Raw genomic sequence first — 16,613 nt, 5'->3', positions numbered from 1 at the left:
CGGCTTCCGCAGGGGAGTACGACGGTCCCGCCCACACTGCACGGTGACGGAATCGAATTCTTGGAAAATCAAGCGGTTAAATCGAAGATGCGAATCCTGGTCAGTAATGACGATGGTGTCGACGCCGCAGGCATCCGGATGCTTGCTTCGGTCCTGCGCGAGGCCGGACACGAAGTCACGGTGGTCGCGCCTGACCGCGATCGCTCCGGTGCCAGCAACTCGCTGACCCTGGACCTGCCGATCCGGCTCAAGCGCATCGACCATTACACCGTCTCGGTGGCGGGCACGCCGACCGACTGCGTGCATCTGGCGCTGACCGGCCTGCTTGAATTCGAGCCGGACATCGTCGTGTCAGGCATCAACAACGCCGCCAACCTCGGCGACGACGTGATCTATTCCGGCACCGTCTCGGCGGCGATGGAAGGCCGCTTCCTCGGCCTGCCGGCGGTGGCGGTCTCGCTGGTCACCCGCAACCACGATCCGAAGCACTTCGACACCGCCGCGCGTGCCGCAGTGGAGATCGTCGCCCGGCTCAAGGCCGATCCGCTGCCGGCCGACACCATCCTCAACGTCAACGTGCCGGATCTGCCGTGGAGCGAGGTCAAGGGCTTCGAGGTCACCCGCCTCGGCAACCGCCATCGTGCCGAAGGCTGCATCGCGCAGAAGGATCCGCGCGGCAACGAGGTGTACTGGATCGGCCCGGCCGGGCGCGAGCAGGACTCCGGCCCGGGCACCGACTTCCACGCGGTGCGCACCGGCCACATCTCGATCACCCCGATCCAGGTGGACCTGACCCGCTACCAGGCGCTGGAGAAAGTGGCCAGCTGGGTGGGTGGCCTCAGCGCCGCGCTGGACCGGCCGGCATGAGTCCACGCCTGCGACTGCAGCCGGAAGCTGTCGGCATCGGCATGACCTCGCAGCGCGTGCGTGACCGTCTGGTCGATCGCCTGCGCGAAGCTGGCATCGTCGACGAGTCCACCTTGAACGCAATCCGGGTAGTGCCGCGCCACCTGTTCATCGATGAAGCACTGGCCTCGCGTGCCTATGAGGACACCGCGCTGCCGATCGGCCATGGCCAGACCATCTCGCAGCCCTGGGTGGTCGCCCGGATGACCGAGGCAGTGCTCCAGGTCGCGCCGAAGCGCGTGCTGGAAGTCGGCACCGGCTCGGGCTACCAGGCCGCCATCCTGGGCGCGCTGGGCCTGGAGGTCTACACCGTGGAGCGAATCGGTGACCTGTTGCGGCAGGCACGCAAGCGCTTCCGCGCACTGGGCATGAACATCCGCACCAAGCATGACGACGGTCGCGCCGGATGGGCCGAGCACGGTCCGTTCGATGCCATCGTGGTCACCGCCGCGGCGCCTGCACTGGTCGATGAACTGGTCGGGCAGCTGGCTGAAGGGGGGCGCCTGGTGGCGCCGGTGGGTGGCCCGGGCGGACAGTCGCTGGTGCAGCTGGACCGCAAGCCCGATGGCAGCATCGAACAACGCGTGCTGGCGCCGGTCACGTTCGTGCCGCTGCTGTCTGGCATGCTCGACTAATCCACGGAGCAGGGTTGCATGAAGATTTTCGGGCCGCTGTACGAGCGGGCGATGAAGTGGGCGGCGCACGAACGCGCGCCGACCTATCTGACGGTATTGAGTTTCTTTGAAGCGATCATCTTCCCGGTGATGCCGGAAGTGATGCTGGCACCGATGTGCGTGGCCCAGCCCAAGCGTGGCTGGTGGTTCGCCACCCTCAGCCTGGCGGGCTCGATGGTCGGCGCGCTGGTGGGTTACGCGCTGGGTCATTACGCTTTCGAGGCGATCAAGCCAGTGTTCGAGGCGCTGGGCATGCTTCCAGCGATCGAGCAGGGCATCACCACCGTGCAGGCGAAGATGGCCGAATCACCGTGGGCGGTGTTCACCTTCCTGGTGCTGGGCGGCTTCATGCCGATCCCGATGAAGGTCTTCACGTGGGCATCGGGTATCGTCGGCGTACCGATGCCGCAGTACCTGTTGAGCATGTTGATCGGTCGTGGCAAGCGCGTGTTCGTGCTGGCCGCGGTCATCCGTATCGGTGGTGCGCGTGCCGAAGCGGCGCTGCGTCGCTGGATTGAACCGCTGGGCTGGATCGCCACCGTGCTGGTGGTGGTGCTGATCGCCTGGCTTGTATGGAGGTCGAAGTTCGCATGAATCCTGATCGTCTGAGCAAGGGAGTGCGCATCGGCGCGCTGGCGTTGCTGGTTTCCACACTGGCCGCCTGCGGTACCGCCACCGTGGTCCGCCCGGGCGGCGGCAACGCTGGTGGCGTGACCACGCCGAAGACCTCGGTACCCAAGCCTGGGCAGACCGTGGTGGTGCGCAAGGGCGACACCATCTATGCGCTGGCCCGCATCCATGACATCACCCCGGCCGACCTGATTGCCTGGAATCGTCTGGACAACCCGTCGACCATCTACCCCGGCCAGGTGATCCGCCTGTATCCGCAGGGGGCCACCAGCGGCCGTGCGCCGACCACGGTGGTCACCCCGCCGCGTTCGGCTGGCAGCAGTGGCGGCAGCACCGCGCCGGCCCCGGCGCCGGTCGGGCCGGTCAAGAGCAACATCGCCTGGCGCTGGCCAGCCGATGGCGCGATCGTCGGCCGCTACGTGGCCGGTGACGCGACCAAGCAGGGCGTGGACATCGCCGGCACCAGCGGCCAGCCGGTCAAGGCAACCGCCAACGGTGTGGTGGTGTACTCCGGTGCCGGCCTGGTCGGCTACGGCGAACTGATCATCATCAAGCACAGCGACCAGTGGCTGTCCGCCTATGGTCACAACCGCAAGCGCCTGGTGAATGAAGGGCAGAGCGTGAAGGCTGGCGAGCAGATCGCCGAAATGGGCCGCACCGGTGCGAACCGCGACATGGTCCACTTCGAGATTCGCTACAACGGCAAGCCGGTCGATCCGCAGCAGTACCTGCCGGCACGGTGACGCGGTTGGAACAGGGAATGCCGGGCCATGCCTGGCGTTCCTGACCTGTAGAGTCGAACCATGCTCGACTCGCTGTACGCTGGCCGCCGCGAGTGGCCATCTGCGATCTTCAGTGGCGCATCTCAAGCTTCCCGGCAAGCCAGGGAAGCGGCATGCTTCAACGGAACCAGCCCCCCCGATCCGGTGCCGCATGTCTCGACCAACAGCCCTTTTCGTGCTGCTCATCGTCGCGCCTTTGGCGACCGCCGCCAGCGATCCACATGACGTGGTCACCCGTCTCTACGACGCCATCCAGGCGCCGACGTCGAACGAAACGGCCATTCCTTCGCTGCTGGGCGATGCACTGCGCTCAGCGGTCGATGCGCAGCATGCTTACGAGCGGGCCTGTACCGCGCTGGCCGCGCACGATGAGAAACCGCACATGCTCGACCAGAGTCCGTATCTGCTGGCGCCGGATCGACCGGACACGGTAGCGGTGGGAATGCCCGAATCGAGGGGTGACGCGACCTGGATCCGCGTCGACATGGCAGTGGGCGACTATCGCTGGACCGACCGGGTCCTGCTGCAGCGGCAGGACCGCGACTGGAAGGTCATGGATATCCGATGGGGGCAGGGCGGCCACCTGATCGGCCGGCTCCAGGAGTTCTCGGCACTCCGCTGCGCGCCTTCAGGCCGCTAGCGGCCGGAGGCGCCGGTGGCTCGAGAACTCAGCCTTCCAGGATGAAAGCAGCCGCAACCTTGCGGCCTTCGCCGGCCAGGATGTTGAAGGTGCGTGCGGCAGCCGGATTGTTCATCACTTCCAGGCCGATGCCGCGGGACAGGCAGGCGGCCATTACCACCGCCGGCGGGAACACCTGGCGGTCACCGGTACCCAGCACGATCAGCGCCGGATTCAGCGCCAGGATCGGCTCGAGGTCCGCCAGCTGCAACGCAGCGGCACTCGCCACCGGCCAATGCGCGACCAGCTGGTCCGGGGTCAGGAAGAAGCTGCCGTCCAGCACCTGGTCATTGACCTTGGCCGAGCGGCCATCGGCGGCGCGCAGGCTGTAGGCGTAGTCGGGCGGTTCGTGGTTCAGCTGCATGACGGTAGGGCGATCAGCCGCGCGGCAGCACGATCTGGCGCTGTTCCCTGCTCGGGCGGTACAGCACGGCGACGTGGCCGATGCGCTGCACCAGCGCGCTTTCGGTGGCTTCGACGATCTCGCCGATCATCACGTCACGGGCCTCGCGGTCTTCGGCAGCGACCTTCACCTTGACCAGCTCGTGGCGCTCCAGCACTTCGTTCAGCTCAGCAATGAAGGCCGGGGTCACACCCTTGCCGCCGGTCTGCAGCAGGGCCTTCAGGTCGTGGGCTTGGCCGCGCAGGAAACGGGTCTGGGAGGCGGTCAGGGCGATGGACATGCAGGAAAAGACGGTTGAATGGGGCGATCAGGGTATCATGAGGACCCCATCAGCCCCTATTTTCAATGGCTACCCGCAGCAAAAGCAGCCAGCGCTGGCTCAAGGAACACTTCTCCGACCCCTTCGTGAAGAAGGCGCAGGCCGAAGGCATGCGCTCGCGTGCCGCCTACAAGCTCGAAGAGCTGCTGGAACGTGACCGGTTGCTGAAGCCGCACATGGTGGTGGTCGACCTCGGCGCGGCCCCGGGCGGCTGGTCTCAACAGGTGCGGAGACAGATCGGCGATACCGGCCGGGTGCTGGCCCTGGATATCCTGGACATGCCGCCGCTGGCCGGCGTGGAGTTCCTTCATGGTGACTTCAGGGAAGAAGCCGTCCTATCGCAGTTTGAAGCCATGCTCGGGGACCAGCCGGTAGACCTTGTGCTGTCGGACATGGCCCCCAATAAGAGTGGTGTGGGCGCGGTCGACCAGCCGCGGATGATGCATCTGGCGGAGCTGGCCCTGGATTTTGCCGACAACCACCTCAAGACCGGTGGGGCGTTCCTGATCAAGCTGTTCCAGGGTGAAGGCTTTGACGACTACGTGCGCGACATGCGCCGCCGGTACGACAAGGTCTCCATCCGCAAGCCGGAAGCCTCGCGCAAGCGCTCTCCCGAGGTGTACGCCTTGGGTCAGGGAAAACGCGCCCACATGAAGTAAGCTCGCAATGTACGCAAGTTCGACCCCCACGCAACGCCAGCACTGAGAGGAACACCGGAGCCAATGAGGATGAACGACTTGACCAAGAACCTCCTGCTATGGGTGGTCGTCGCCGTCGTGCTGATGGTGGTCTTCCAGAGCTTCTCGCCGAAGTCCTCCGGAGCCGGCGCGCAGGGTGCGTCGTACTCGCAGTTCCTGGACCAGGTGGACAGCGGCAACGTGCAGAAGGTCGCCTTCGGCGGCGACATGCGCGGTGGCACCAGCCAGCTGACCTACACCACCCGCGGCGGGCAGACATCCACCATCACCGCACCGTTCGATCGCGACCTGATCAACGTGCTGCGCACCAAGAACGTGGAGATCGTGCAGGAGGAGCCGTCCAGCGGCATCTCCCTGGGCGCGATCCTGATGAATTTCCTGCCGGTCATCCTGATCATCGGCTTCTGGTTGTTCATCATGCGGCAGATGCAGGGCGGGGGCGGCGGTGCCAAGGGCGCGATGTCCTTCGGCAAGTCGCGCGCCAAGCTGCAGGGCGAGGACCAGATCAAGGTCACCTTCGCCGACGTCGCCGGCTGCGACGAGGCCAAGGAAGAAGTGGGCGAGCTGGTCGACTTCCTGCGCGATCCGTCCAAGTTCACCAAGCTGGGCGGCAAGATTCCGCGCGGCGTGCTGATGGTGGGCCCGCCGGGTACCGGCAAGACGCTGCTGGCCAAGGCCATTGCCGGCGAAGCCAAGGTGCCGTTCTTCTCGATCTCCGGTTCGGACTTCGTGGAAATGTTCGTCGGCGTCGGCGCCAGCCGCGTGCGCGACATGTTCGAGCAGGCCAAGAAGCATGCCCCGTGCATCATCTTCATCGATGAAATCGACGCTGTCGGCCGCCACCGTGGCGCCGGCCTGGGCGGCGGCCACGACGAGCGCGAGCAGACCCTGAACCAGCTGCTGGTCGAGATGGACGGTTTTGAAGGCGGCGAAGGCGTGATCGTGATCGCCGCGACCAACCGTCCGGACGTGCTGGACCCGGCGCTGCTGCGCCCGGGCCGTTTCGACCGCCAGGTCGTGGTCGGCCTGCCGGACGTGAAGGGCCGCGAGCACATCCTGAAGGTCCACATGCGCAAGCTGCCGCTGGCCGACGACGTCGAGCCGATGGTGATCGCGCGCGGTACCCCGGGCTTCTCCGGCGCCGACCTGGCCAACCTCTGCAACGAGGCCGCCTTGTTCGCTGCGCGTGGCAACGAGAAGGAAGTCCGCATGGACCACTTCGACCGTGCCCGCGACAAGATCCTGATGGGTGCCGAGCGCCGCTCAATGGCCATGAGCGAAGAAGAGAAGACCCTGACCGCCTACCACGAAGCCGGCCACGCCATCGTCGGCCGCCTGGTGCCCGAGCACGACCCGGTCTACAAGGTCACGATCATCCCGCGCGGCCGTGCGCTGGGCGTGACCATGTACCTGCCGGAAGGCGACAAGTATTCGATGAACCGCGTGGCGATCAAGTCGCAGCTGTGCTCGCTGTACGGTGGTCGTGTGGCCGAGGAGCTGATCTTCGGTGCCGACAAGGTCACCACGGGCGCTTCCAACGACATCGAACGCGCCACCAAGATGGCCCGCAACATGGTCACCAAGTGGGGCCTGTCCGACCAGCTCGGCCCGATCGCCTATGGCGAAGAGGATGACGAGGTGTTCCTGGGCCGATCGGTCACCCAGCACAAGAGCGTGTCCAACGACACCGCGCGTCGCATCGATGAGGAAGTGCGCAAGATCCTCGACGAAGCCTACGCGCGCACCACCGAGCTGATGACGGCCAACCTGGACAAGCTGCACGCGATGTCCCAGCTGCTGCTGCAGTACGAGACGATCGACGCGCCGCAGATCGACGCCATCATGGAAGGCCGCGATCCGCCGCCGCCGGCCGGCTGGAGCAAGTCGAACAAGGATGGTGGCAACGACAAGGGCGGCGACGCCCGTCCGCTGCCGCCGATCGCGGGCCCGGCCGAATCGCACTGACGGCCCGCTGCGCGTGACACCAGACGAGGCCGGGGCAACCCGGCTTCGTCGTTTCCGGGCTACCGGCCCATTCCGAAGAACCGAACTGACGCTGGAGCCCGCATGTCCGCCCCGAAGCCCGAACCGATTTCCCACACCGCCGAGATGGTGATCGCCACCGTGGTCGGCGTCGGTGTGGGCCTGGGGGCCGACAACCTGCTGCTGGGCTGCGTGGTGGGTATCGCCGTTGGCATCGTGCTGAGCATCGCCAAGACCCTGTACGTGGACCGCAAGCGCCGCCGCCGTTGAGGGGGTGTCGGCAGGGCTGCGCCCTGCACCCGCGGTAGTGCCGGCCGCTGGCCGGCAACCTCAACAGCAACAGCAACAGCGGGCTTTCCGTAGGATGGCGGGGCGGTGTCGGAGTGCGGGGGCGCTGCAAGTACTTCCCTGTAAGCTTGGCAGCCGCATCCATGCGGCTGACACCCCGCCCTCCGACACCGCCCCACCTCTGACAGATTCCTGCTGCTGTTGGTGGCTGTCGACCTTGGTCGACACGGTAGATCCACGCCATGCGTGGATGAATCGCTGTCAGATATCGAAATCAATATGGGGTCAGATCCGTTTTCCTCCGGAAAACGGATCTGACCCCAATAGCTGTTCCAACAGATCGCGGAAATCTGTCGAAGGCGGGGTGGGTCCGGTTGCGGGAGTGTCCGCGGCATGGATGCCGCGGCCAAGCCCCCATGGGTGAGGGCGCTTTGCTTGCGAAGCACTGCTTCGCAAGCGCCCGAACGCACAGCCGCCAGCGGCTGGGCCGGACCGCGGAGCGGGGTTTACGGCGTCTCCCGCAACCGGACCCACCCCGCCTACCCTCAGGAAACCAGCTTCTGCTGTGGCCTGGGCTTTTGCTGTGGCCGTTGCCTCTGCGGGTGCAGGGCGCCGCCCTGCCGAACTAAACTACCCACCGTTGTCCCTGCAGGATTGCCCATGTTCGATACCTCGCCCCAGCTCGACTGCGCCGGCCGCATCCTGCGCCTCGACCGTGCCCAGGTCATGGGCATCGTCAACGTCACCCCGGACTCCTTCTCCGATGGCGGCGCGCACGACACCACCGAGGCCGCAGTCGCTCATGGCCTGAAGCTGGTCGAGGAGGGCGCGGACCTTCTCGATATCGGCGGCGAATCGACCCGGCCGGGCGCTGCGCCGGTATCGGTGGAGGAGGAACTGCGCCGGGTGATTCCGGTGATCGAGCAGCTGGCCGCACGCACCCGGGTGCCGATCAGCATCGACACCTTCAAGCCGGAAGTGATGCGCGCGGCCGTGGCGGCTGGCGCTGGCATGATCAACGACATCTTCGGCCTGCGTCAGGAAGGGGCGCTGGACGCCGCCGCTGCAACCGGCGTGCCGGTGGTGCTGATGCACATGCAGGGCGAGCCAGGCCACATGCAGGTCGATCCACATTACGACGACGTGGTCGCCGAGGTGCACGGCTTCCTGGTCCAGCGCCTGTTCGCTGCCGAGATGGCGGGCATTGCGAAGAAGAACCTGCTGATCGATCTCGGTTTCGGTTTCGGCAAGACCACTGCCCACAACATGACCCTGCTGGCACGCTCCGAGCGGTTCCTGGAGCTGGGCGTGCCGATGCTGGCGGGTCTGTCGCGCAAGCGCAGCCTGGGCGAACTGACCGGTCGCGACACGCCGTCCGAGCGCGTGGCCGCCTCGGTGGCCGCGCACCTGATCGCGGTGCAGCGCGGCGCACGCATCGTGCGCGTGCATGACGTGGCGGCCACAGTTGATGCGCTGAAGATCTGGCAGGCGGTGGAAGCCGTACCGACGCCGCGCGCCGACGCTGCGCCGACGATCCGCTGGCCGGACGAAGACTGATGGGCATCGACCGGCGGCCGCTGGCGATCGCCGTGATGGGGCCGACGGCCAGTGGCAAGACCGCCACGGCGATCGCCCTGGCACGGCAGCTGGATGGGGAAATCGTCAGCGTCGACTCGGCACTGGTATACCGCCACCTGGACATCGGTTCGGCCAAGCCCGATGCGACGGAGCGCGCGCAGGCGCCGCACCATCTGCTGGACCTGCGTGACCCCTGGCAGACCTACTCGGCGGCCGAGTTCGCCGCCGATGCCGGGCGGGTCGTGGCCGACATCGTGGCGCGTGGCAGGACGCCGATCCTGGCCGGTGGCACTGGCCTGTACTTCCGGGCGCTGCTGCAGGGCCTGTCGCCGATGCCGGAGGCCGACCCGGCAATACGCGAAGCGCTCAGCGCCGAGGCGGCCGAGCGTGGCTGGGCGGCACTGCACGCCGAGCTGGCCAAGGTCGACCCGGCCGCCGCCGCACGCATCCATGCCACCGATCCGCAACGCGTCCAGCGGGCGCTGGAGGTCTATCGCCTGACCGGTATCCCCATTACTGAATGGCAGCGCCGGCCGGGCGTAGCGCCATTGCCGGTGCGCACCCTCAAGCTTATCCTCGCCCCACGCGACCGTGCGGTTCTTCACCAGCGCATCGAGGCGCGCTTCGACGCCATGCTGGGGCAGGGGTTTCTCGACGAGGTGCGGGCATTGCGCGCGATGCCGGAAATGGCTGCCGTGGCGGCGCCCCTGGACCTGCCGGCAGTGCGTGCGGTCGGCTATCGGCAGGCCTGGGAGTACCTGGACGGGGAGGGGGATGCCGCCCGTTTCCGTGACAAGGCGATCTTTGCCACCCGGCAACTGGCCAAGCGCCAGCTGACCTGGCTGCGCGGCGAGCTTGATGCGCGCTGGTTCGACCCCCATGTTGATGGTGAGCGCTTGGCCAGCGCGGTGTCGACCTTCGTCGCACGCTGAATCCCCGCCAGCCGTGTAACATCATCGGTCGGCGGGCGGCTCGGGGGCCGCGGCAACCGTCGGCAACCCAATAAGAACAATAATCAGGAGTGTGCAATGTCCAAGGGGCAATCGCTGCAGGATCCTTTCTTGAACGCACTGCGGCGCGAACGCGTGCCGGTTTCGGTGTACCTGGTGAACGGCATCAAGCTGCAGGGCACGATCGAGTCGTTCGACCAGTTCGTGGTCCTGCTGCGCAACACGGTCAGTCAGATGGTCTACAAGCACGCCATTTCCACCGTCGTTCCGGCACGCAACGTGAAGGTCGGTCCGGGCGGTGGTTACGTGCAGTCGGGTGAAGGCGGTCAGGCAGGTGATGAAGCAGACGAGTAATACCGGAGCGGTGAATGTTTGACCGCTCGAAAAAGGGTGAACACGCCCTGTTGATCCAGCCCCATTTCGGCAAGCTGGAAGACGATGTGCTCGAAGAATTCGGTGATCTGGCCCGCTCGGCCGGGGCCAGCATCGCCGCGACGATCACTGCGCGCCTGGACCGTCCGAATCCGTCGACCCTGATCGGCAGCGGCAAGCTGGACGAGATCAAGGCTGCGGCCGACGCCAGCGGGGCCGACCTGATCCTGGTTAACCATGCATTGAGCCCGGGCCAGGAGCGCAACCTGGAACGTTTCCTCGAGCGCCGCGTGATCGACCGCACTGGCCTGATCCTGGACATCTTCGCCCAGCGTGCGCACAGCCACGAAGGCAAGCTGCAGGTCGAACTGGCACAGCTGCGCCACCTGGCTACGCGGCTGGTGCGCGGCTGGACCCATCTGGAGCGCCAGCGCGGCGGTTCGATCGGCCTGCGCGGCCCGGGTGAAACCCAGCTGGAAACCGACCGCCGCCTGCTGCAGAAGCGGGTGGAACAGCTGCAGAAGCGCCTGGAAAAGGTCGAAGTGCAGCGCACCCAGATGCGCCGTGCGCGTGTGCGCAGCGAGCTGCCGCGCGTGGCCCTGGTGGGCTACACCAACGCCGGCAAGTCGACTCTGTTCAACGCCATGACCGGCGCTGAGGCCTATGCCGCCGACCAGCTGTTCGCAACGCTGGATCCGACCGTGCGCCGCATCGCGGTGCCGGGGGGCAACGTGGTGCTGGCCGATACCGTCGGCTTCGTCCGCGATCTGCCGCATGATCTGGTCGCGGCGTTCCGCTCGACCCTGTCCGAGGCGCGCGAGGCCGACTTCCTGCTGCATGTGGTCGACGCTGCCGATCCGCACCGCGAGGAGCGCATCGCCCAGGTCGACGAGGTGCTGACCGCAGTCGGTGCCGGTGACCTGCCGCAATTGCTGGTGTTCAACAAGATCGACCGCATCGACGGCGCCGACGTGCGCCACGATGGCCAGGACGGTATCCCGGACGAATCGCGTCGCGAGCGGGTCTGGATTTCCGCGCGTGACGGGCGGGGGCTGGAGCTGCTGCAGGCGGTGCTGGGCAAGCGCCTGGGCCTGCAGCATGTCTCCGGCGAACTGCGCCTGCCGCCGGATGCCGGCCGCCTGCGCGCGCGCCTGCACCAGCTGGAAGTGATCCGCAGTGAGCAGGCTGATGAGGAAGGCTGGCTGCTGCAGGTCGACTTGCCGATTGCCGAAGCCGAGAAGCTGGCCGGCAGTGCCGATGGCGCCCCGATCCGCGCGCTGCTGCCGGAAAAACCGCCGGAGTGGTGAGGTAGCGGCCGATGCCCGGTAGTGCCGGCCGCCGGCCGGCAGCGCAACCATCCCGGATGGGCGCGACATCTGGCTGTCATCTGCGGTACAACGTGCAGGTTCTTCACCCCACCGTCATGCCGATGTCCATCCCCACCGACGCTGAACTCAATAGCCAGTCCGCCGCGCTTGGGCAGCGCCTGGAGCAGGCCTCGCTGCAGCTGGTGACCGCTGAAAGCTGCAGTGGTGGCTGGATTGCAAAGTGCATGACCGACATCGCAGGTTCGTCGGCATTCTTCGACTGCGGCATGGTGGTCTACAGCTACGAAGCCAAGCAGCGCCTGCTCGGCGTGCGCGCACAGACGCTGGAGCAGTTTGGTGCGGTCAGCCGCGAAACCGTGCTGGAGATGGTGTCGGGCGCGCTGGTCAATTCCGGTGCCGGCATCGCGGTGGCGGTGACCGGCATTGCCGGACCGGGCGGTGGCAGCCCTGGCAAGCCGGTCGGCAGCGTCTGGATCGGCTGGAAGCGGCGCGGCGGCTACGCCCGCGCCGAGCTGTTCCAGTTCGAGGGCGACCGCGAAGCCATCCGCCGGCAAACCGTAGCGGCGGCATTGCGCGGCATCGACGCCCAGCTGTGACATGCTGCTCCGGTAATCGTCCGGAGCACGCATGATGTGGGAAACGCTGGGCACGGTCCGTGACCTGGGCCGACTGCAGGAAATTGCGGTCGTCCTGATCCGCTATGGCTTCGGTGACGTGGTGCGGCGCATCGGCCTGGCCACCACGCTGGAGCGCGCAGGGCGCCTGTTGCACTGGAACGAGGATCGCCAGGAACTGCTGCGGATGACCGCGCCGGTGCGCGTACGCAGCGCGATGCAGGATCTCGGCCCGACCTTCGTCAAGCTCGGGCAGGTGCTGGCGACGCGCGTCGACCTGCTGCCGCCGGAATGGATCGCTGAACTGTCCGAGCTGCAGAACGCGGTACCCGCGCTGCCGTATGCCGATATCCGCGAGCAGCTGGAGGCCGACCTGGGTGCCTCGCCTGCAGACGTGTTCGCCTTCCTCGATGAAATCCCGATGGCCGCCGCATCGCTGGCGCAGGCCCATCGTGCACGGCTGCACGACGGCCGCGAAGTAGTACTGAAGGTGCGCCGCCCCGGCATCCGTGACGTGGTTGAAGCCGACCTGCGGTTGCTGGCGCGCCTGGCCGAAATCGTCGAGGCGCGGCTGCCGGACCTGCGCCGCTATCGTCCGGCCGAGGTCGTGCAGCAGTTCACCGTGTCGCTGCGACGCGAGCTGGATTTCGCCGCCGAATGCCGCAACGCCGAACGCATCGCGCGCAACTTCCACGGCCGTGACGACATCCTGATCCCCGGGGTGCACTGGCAGTGGACCTGCGAAAGCCTGAACGTCCAGGACTTCGTCAATGGCATTCCCGGGCGTGACCTGGCCGGCGTCGATGCGGCGGGCCTGGATCGCCGCGAACTGGCTCGGCGCGGTGCCGGCATCGTGCTCAAGATGGTGCTGGAGGACGGCTGCTTCCACGCCGACCCGCACCCCGGCAACATCCTCTACCTGCGTGACGGCCGCATCGGCGTGATTGACTTCGGCATGGTCGGCGCGTTGTCCGAAGTGCGCCGCTTCCAGGTCGCGCAGCTGCTGCACGGGCTGGTCGAGCAGGATCCGCAGGGCGTGGCCGATGTGCTGCTGGACTGGGCCGGCGGCGTGGAAGTTGACGAGAACCGCCTGCAGCACGACATCAGCCAGTTCGTTGACCAGTATCGCGGCGTGCCGCTGAAGGACCTGCGCATCGGCCTGATGCTGGGCGATATCACCCAGCTGCTGCGCAGCTACAGCCTGACCCTGCCGGCCGATCTGGCGCTGATGATCAAGGCCTTCCTGACCTTGGAAGGCATGGGCCGCCAGCTGGACCCGGATTTCGACATGGCCAGTGCCGCGCGCCCGTTCCTTGAACGGGTGGTGCTGCAGCGCTATGCGCCCAGGGCGCTGCTCAAGCGTGGCCGACGCAGCCTGCTGGGCCTGGTCGACTTCGCCGGGGAATTGCCGCGCGACCTGCGCAAGCTGGTCCAGGCCGCACGCCGCGGCCGCCTCCAGCTGAAGGTGGAAACCACCGCGCTGCAGGGCTTCGGCGAACAGGTGAATCGGGCAGCGAACCGGCTGGTGATGGGTATCGTCACCGCCGCACTGATCATCGGGTCCTCGATCGTGATGCACAGCGTTGGCGGGGTCTCCAGTCGCTGGCTGCTGGCGCTGGGGGTGTGCGGGTTCATCGGCGCCGGCTTCTGTGGCGTGTGGATCCTGTACTCGATATGGAGGAGCGGCAAGCACACATAGTGTGCTTGCCGCAGCGGTTCCCCACTGGAACCGCGGAATCGCTGCGCGATTCCGGTAGGGCCAATCGCTGGTCGGCTGCTTTTTGCCTTTGCCGCGCGGCCATTGGCCCAACTGCCGAGCATGGCGCGGCACTACAGACCCGGCACTTGCAGTTGTGCGCATTAGTAGTAATACTACTAATCATGGACCTGACCGACACCCAGCAGGCGATCCTGCAGTTGATCGCCGAGCGTATCGAGAGCGAAGGCGCACCGCCGTCGCAGACTGAAATCGCACGTGCGTTCGGCTTCAAGGGCGTGCGCGCGGCCCAGTACCACCTGGAAGCCCTGGAGCAGGCCGGTGCGATCCGTCGCATCCCGGGCCAGGCTCGCGGCATCCGCCTGGTGCAGGCACCGCCGGTCGAAAAGCTCGCCGAGCCGGGCCTTCCGGACAGCGTGCTGCGCTTGCCGGTGCTGGGCCGGGTCGCTGCCGGCCTGCCGATCGGTGCCGACATCGGCTCCGACGATTTCGTGGTGCTGGACCGGGTGTTCTTCTCGCCAGCGCCGGACTACCTGCTGAAAGTGCAGGGCGACTCAATGATCGACGAGGGCATCTTCGACGGCGACCTGATCGGCGTACACCGCACCCGCGACGCCCGTTCCGGGCAGATCGTGGTGGCCCGCATCGATGACGAGATCACCGTCAAGCTGCTGAAGATCGCCAAGGACCGCATCCGCCTGCTGCCGCGCAATCCCGATTACAAGCCGATCGAGGTGCTGCCGGACCAGGATTTTGCGATCGAAGGCCTCTATTGCGGCCTGCTTCGGCCCAATCGTTGACCCGCTCCATAGTGCATTACCCCGCGGTCTTTTGTGGCGATTCTCTGGTTCCACTGAGGTTGGTACGGATGTCCGATAATTCTTTTCAGAGCGCCGGGCAGAATCTCAGCCTGTGCGATACGTCCGACTTAAAGTGAACCCATGGCAAAGAAGACCCCCAAAGACAGCACCCCCAACGACATGACCTCTGCAAGGACCAATACGATGGACGAGAACAAGAAGCGGGCCTTGGCTGCTGCTCTGGGCCAGATCGAGAAGCAGTTCGGCAAGGGCTCGGTGATGCGCATGGGCGACCGCGTGGTCGAGCCCGTCGAAGCCATCCCGACCGGTTCGCTGATGCTCGACATCGCACTGGGCATTGGCGGTCTGCCGAAGGGCCGTGTCGTTGAGATCTACGGGCCGGAATCCTCGGGCAAGACCACCCTGACCCTTCAGGCCATCGCCGAATGCCAGAAGATGGGCGGTACCGCGGCCTTCATCGATGCCGAGCACGCGCTTGACCCGATCTACGCCGCGAAGCTGGGCGTGAACGTGGACGACCTGCTGCTGTCGCAGCCGGATACCGGTGAGCAGGCGCTGGAAATCGCCGACATGCTGGTCCGTTCGGGCTCGGTCGACATCCTGGTGGTCGACTCGGTCGCCGCGCTGACCCCGAAGGCCGAAATCGAAGGCGAAATGGGTGACCAGCTGCCGGGTCTGCAGGCCCGCCTGATGAGCCAGGCGCTGCGTAAGCTGACCGGCAACATCAAGCGTTCCAACACCCTGGTGATCTTCATCAACCAGCTGCGCATGAAGATCGGCGTGATGATGCCGGGCCAGAGCCCGGAAACCACCACCGGTGGCAACGCGCTGAAGTTCTATGCCTCGGTCCGCCTGGACATCCGCCGTATCGGTGCGATCAAGAAGGGCGATGAGATCATCGGCAACCAGACCAAGATCAAGGTCGTCAAGAACAAGCTGGCGCCTCCGTTCAAGCAGGTGATCACCGAGATCCTGTACGGCGAAGGCATCAGCCGCGAGGGCGAGCTGATCGACATGGGCGTGGATGCCAAGCTGGTCGAGAAGGCCGGCGCCTGGTACAGCTACGGTGAAGAGCGCATTGGCCAGGGCAAGGACAATGCCCGCGGCTACCTGCGCGACAACCCGACCGTCGCCGCCAAGCTCGAGGCCGAGCTGCGTGAGAAATTCCAGCCGGCCGAAGCGGCCCGCGAGGAAGGCGACGACGAAGGCGACGACGAGTAAGGCTTGCTGTGGGGCAGGGCGGCGCCGTCAGTGACGTCGCCCTGTCCCGCAGGTTCGAATCGCCCAGGGATGGGCAGGGCGCCAAGGACGGCGCCACCCTTGGAGCACCGATGTCCGACGCCGAAGACATTCCCACCGGCCGCAAGCGCCGGCAGCGTGAGCAGACTCCCGTCCAACGGGCGCTGGGCCTGCTGGTCCGCCGCGAGCACTCGCGCAAGGAACTCACCCGCAAGCTGACCGCCCGTGGCATCGAAGACGAAGCCGCGCAGGCCGCTGTCGCCAAGCTGACCGAGGCGGGCTGGCAGGATGACACCCGTTTTGCCGAGAACCTGGTGAGGATGCGCGCCAACACCGGTTATGGGCCGATCCATGTCCGCGCCGAGCTGGGGACCCACGGCCTGGACAGTGCCGCGATTGCTGCAGCGATGGACAGCTACGAAGGCGACTGGCAGGAGAACGCCCGTGATCTGGTCCGCCGACGCTTTGGCGAGGCCGGTCCGCAGGACCTGACGCAGCGGCGCAAGGCCGCCGATCTGCTGGCCCGACGGGGCTTCGACGGCGACAGCATCCGCCGTGCGACCCGCTACGACCCGGATGACTGAGACTGGCGGCGCCGGGCCTGATACCCTTTAGGTTTTCGGCGGTCCCTC

General features: G+C 66.5%; 19 protein-coding genes. 17 read left to right on the top strand and 2 right to left on the bottom strand.

Annotation, left to right across the window (positions count from 1 at the left end; translation table 11 throughout):
• Nucleotides 1–87 precede the first annotated feature (87 nt).
• The 5 genes from surE to A7X97_RS03000 all read left to right on the top strand — a co-directional run bounded on the left by surE (nt 88) and on the right by A7X97_RS03000 (nt 3,632).
• Nucleotides 88–867, top strand: a complete 780-nt coding sequence (gene surE, locus A7X97_RS03020; RefSeq protein ID WP_005416031.1) for a 5'/3'-nucleotidase SurE — start codon at nt 88–90, stop codon at nt 865–867.
• On the top strand, nt 864–1,541 hold the full coding sequence (locus A7X97_RS03015) for a protein-L-isoaspartate(D-aspartate) O-methyltransferase (protein ID WP_005416032.1): 678 nt from the start codon (nt 864–866) through the stop codon (nt 1,539–1,541). The genes surE and A7X97_RS03015 overlap by 4 nt, the downstream gene beginning before the upstream one ends.
• 18 nt (nt 1,542–1,559) lie before the next feature.
• Nucleotides 1,560–2,174, top strand: coding sequence for a YqaA family protein (locus tag A7X97_RS03010; RefSeq protein WP_005416033.1), 615 nt, complete (start codon nt 1,560–1,562; stop codon nt 2,172–2,174).
• The gene (locus A7X97_RS03005; protein ID WP_005416034.1) at nt 2,171–2,953 is read left to right on the top strand and encodes a peptidoglycan DD-metalloendopeptidase family protein; all 783 of its coding nucleotides are present in this window, start codon (nt 2,171–2,173) and stop codon (nt 2,951–2,953) included. The genes A7X97_RS03010 and A7X97_RS03005 overlap by 4 nt, the downstream gene beginning before the upstream one ends.
• A 190-nt stretch (nt 2,954–3,143) precedes the next feature.
• A complete protein-coding gene (locus A7X97_RS03000) occupies nt 3,144–3,632 on the top strand; it encodes a YqhG/Tai3 family protein (protein WP_088497745.1) in 489 nt (162 codons plus the stop codon).
• A 28-nt stretch (nt 3,633–3,660) separates the two neighbouring features.
• Here A7X97_RS03000 and A7X97_RS02995 read toward each other — a convergent pair whose 3' ends face one another.
• Nucleotides 3,661–4,035 (bottom strand): Mth938-like domain-containing protein, encoded by a 375-nt coding sequence (locus A7X97_RS02995; protein WP_061480160.1) that lies wholly within the window; start codon nt 4,033–4,035, stop codon nt 3,661–3,663.
• 13 nt (nt 4,036–4,048) lie between these two features.
• Entirely contained in the window at nt 4,049–4,354 is a 306-nt protein-coding gene (gene yhbY / locus A7X97_RS02990; protein WP_019658872.1) for a ribosome assembly RNA-binding protein YhbY, read from the bottom strand.
• A gap of 65 nt (nt 4,355–4,419) precedes the next feature.
• Between yhbY and rlmE the strand changes: the two genes are divergently transcribed.
• The 12 genes from rlmE to recX all read left to right on the top strand — a co-directional run bounded on the left by rlmE (nt 4,420) and on the right by recX (nt 16,565).
• The gene (rlmE, locus tag A7X97_RS02985) at nt 4,420–5,052 is read left to right on the top strand and encodes a 23S rRNA (uridine(2552)-2'-O)-methyltransferase RlmE (RefSeq protein WP_005409014.1); all 633 of its coding nucleotides are present in this window, start codon (nt 4,420–4,422) and stop codon (nt 5,050–5,052) included.
• Between the two features lie 69 nt (nt 5,053–5,121).
• Complete coding sequence (gene ftsH / locus A7X97_RS02980) at nt 5,122–7,056, top strand: ATP-dependent zinc metalloprotease FtsH (protein WP_005416038.1); 1,935 nt, start codon at nt 5,122–5,124, stop codon at nt 7,054–7,056.
• A 102-nt stretch (nt 7,057–7,158) separates the two neighbouring features.
• Nucleotides 7,159–7,344, top strand: a complete 186-nt coding sequence (locus A7X97_RS02975; RefSeq protein ID WP_049482998.1) for a hypothetical protein — start codon at nt 7,159–7,161, stop codon at nt 7,342–7,344.
• Between the two features lie 678 nt (nt 7,345–8,022).
• Nucleotides 8,023–8,919: a dihydropteroate synthase gene (folP, locus tag A7X97_RS02960; RefSeq protein ID WP_072166686.1), complete on the top strand. Its 897-nt coding sequence runs from the start codon at nt 8,023–8,025 to the stop codon at nt 8,917–8,919.
• Nucleotides 8,919–9,872 (top strand): tRNA (adenosine(37)-N6)-dimethylallyltransferase MiaA, encoded by a 954-nt coding sequence (miaA, locus tag A7X97_RS02955; RefSeq protein ID WP_111007582.1) that lies wholly within the window; start codon nt 8,919–8,921, stop codon nt 9,870–9,872. Before folP ends, miaA begins: the two co-directional genes overlap by 1 nt.
• A 96-nt stretch (nt 9,873–9,968) precedes the next feature.
• Complete coding sequence (hfq, locus tag A7X97_RS02950) at nt 9,969–10,244, top strand: RNA chaperone Hfq (protein WP_004152891.1); 276 nt, start codon at nt 9,969–9,971, stop codon at nt 10,242–10,244.
• Between the two features lie 14 nt (nt 10,245–10,258).
• Complete coding sequence (gene hflX / locus A7X97_RS02945; protein ID WP_111007581.1) at nt 10,259–11,569, top strand: ribosome rescue GTPase HflX; 1,311 nt, start codon at nt 10,259–10,261, stop codon at nt 11,567–11,569.
• A 122-nt stretch (nt 11,570–11,691) separates the two neighbouring features.
• Nucleotides 11,692–12,186 (top strand): CinA family protein, encoded by a 495-nt coding sequence (locus A7X97_RS02940; protein ID WP_088497763.1) that lies wholly within the window; start codon nt 11,692–11,694, stop codon nt 12,184–12,186.
• 34 nt (nt 12,187–12,220) lie between these two features.
• Entirely contained in the window at nt 12,221–13,903 is a 1,683-nt protein-coding gene (gene ubiB / locus A7X97_RS02935; RefSeq protein WP_072166933.1) for a 2-polyprenylphenol 6-hydroxylase, read from the top strand.
• A gap of 182 nt (nt 13,904–14,085) precedes the next feature.
• Nucleotides 14,086–14,721, top strand: coding sequence for a transcriptional repressor LexA (lexA, locus tag A7X97_RS02930; protein WP_005416045.1), 636 nt, complete (start codon nt 14,086–14,088; stop codon nt 14,719–14,721).
• A gap of 204 nt (nt 14,722–14,925) precedes the next feature.
• Complete coding sequence (gene recA, locus A7X97_RS02925) at nt 14,926–15,963, top strand: recombinase RecA (protein ID WP_005416046.1); 1,038 nt, start codon at nt 14,926–14,928, stop codon at nt 15,961–15,963.
• A gap of 110 nt (nt 15,964–16,073) precedes the next feature.
• Complete coding sequence (recX, locus tag A7X97_RS02920; protein ID WP_061480154.1) at nt 16,074–16,565, top strand: recombination regulator RecX; 492 nt, start codon at nt 16,074–16,076, stop codon at nt 16,563–16,565.
• Nucleotides 16,566–16,613: the final 48 nt, after the last annotated feature.

Source organism: Stenotrophomonas sepilia (assembly GCF_003244875.1).
Classification (GTDB): Bacteria; Pseudomonadota; Gammaproteobacteria; order Xanthomonadales; family Xanthomonadaceae; genus Stenotrophomonas; species Stenotrophomonas sepilia.
This window is presented reverse-complemented; position numbering and strand designations above follow the sequence as displayed.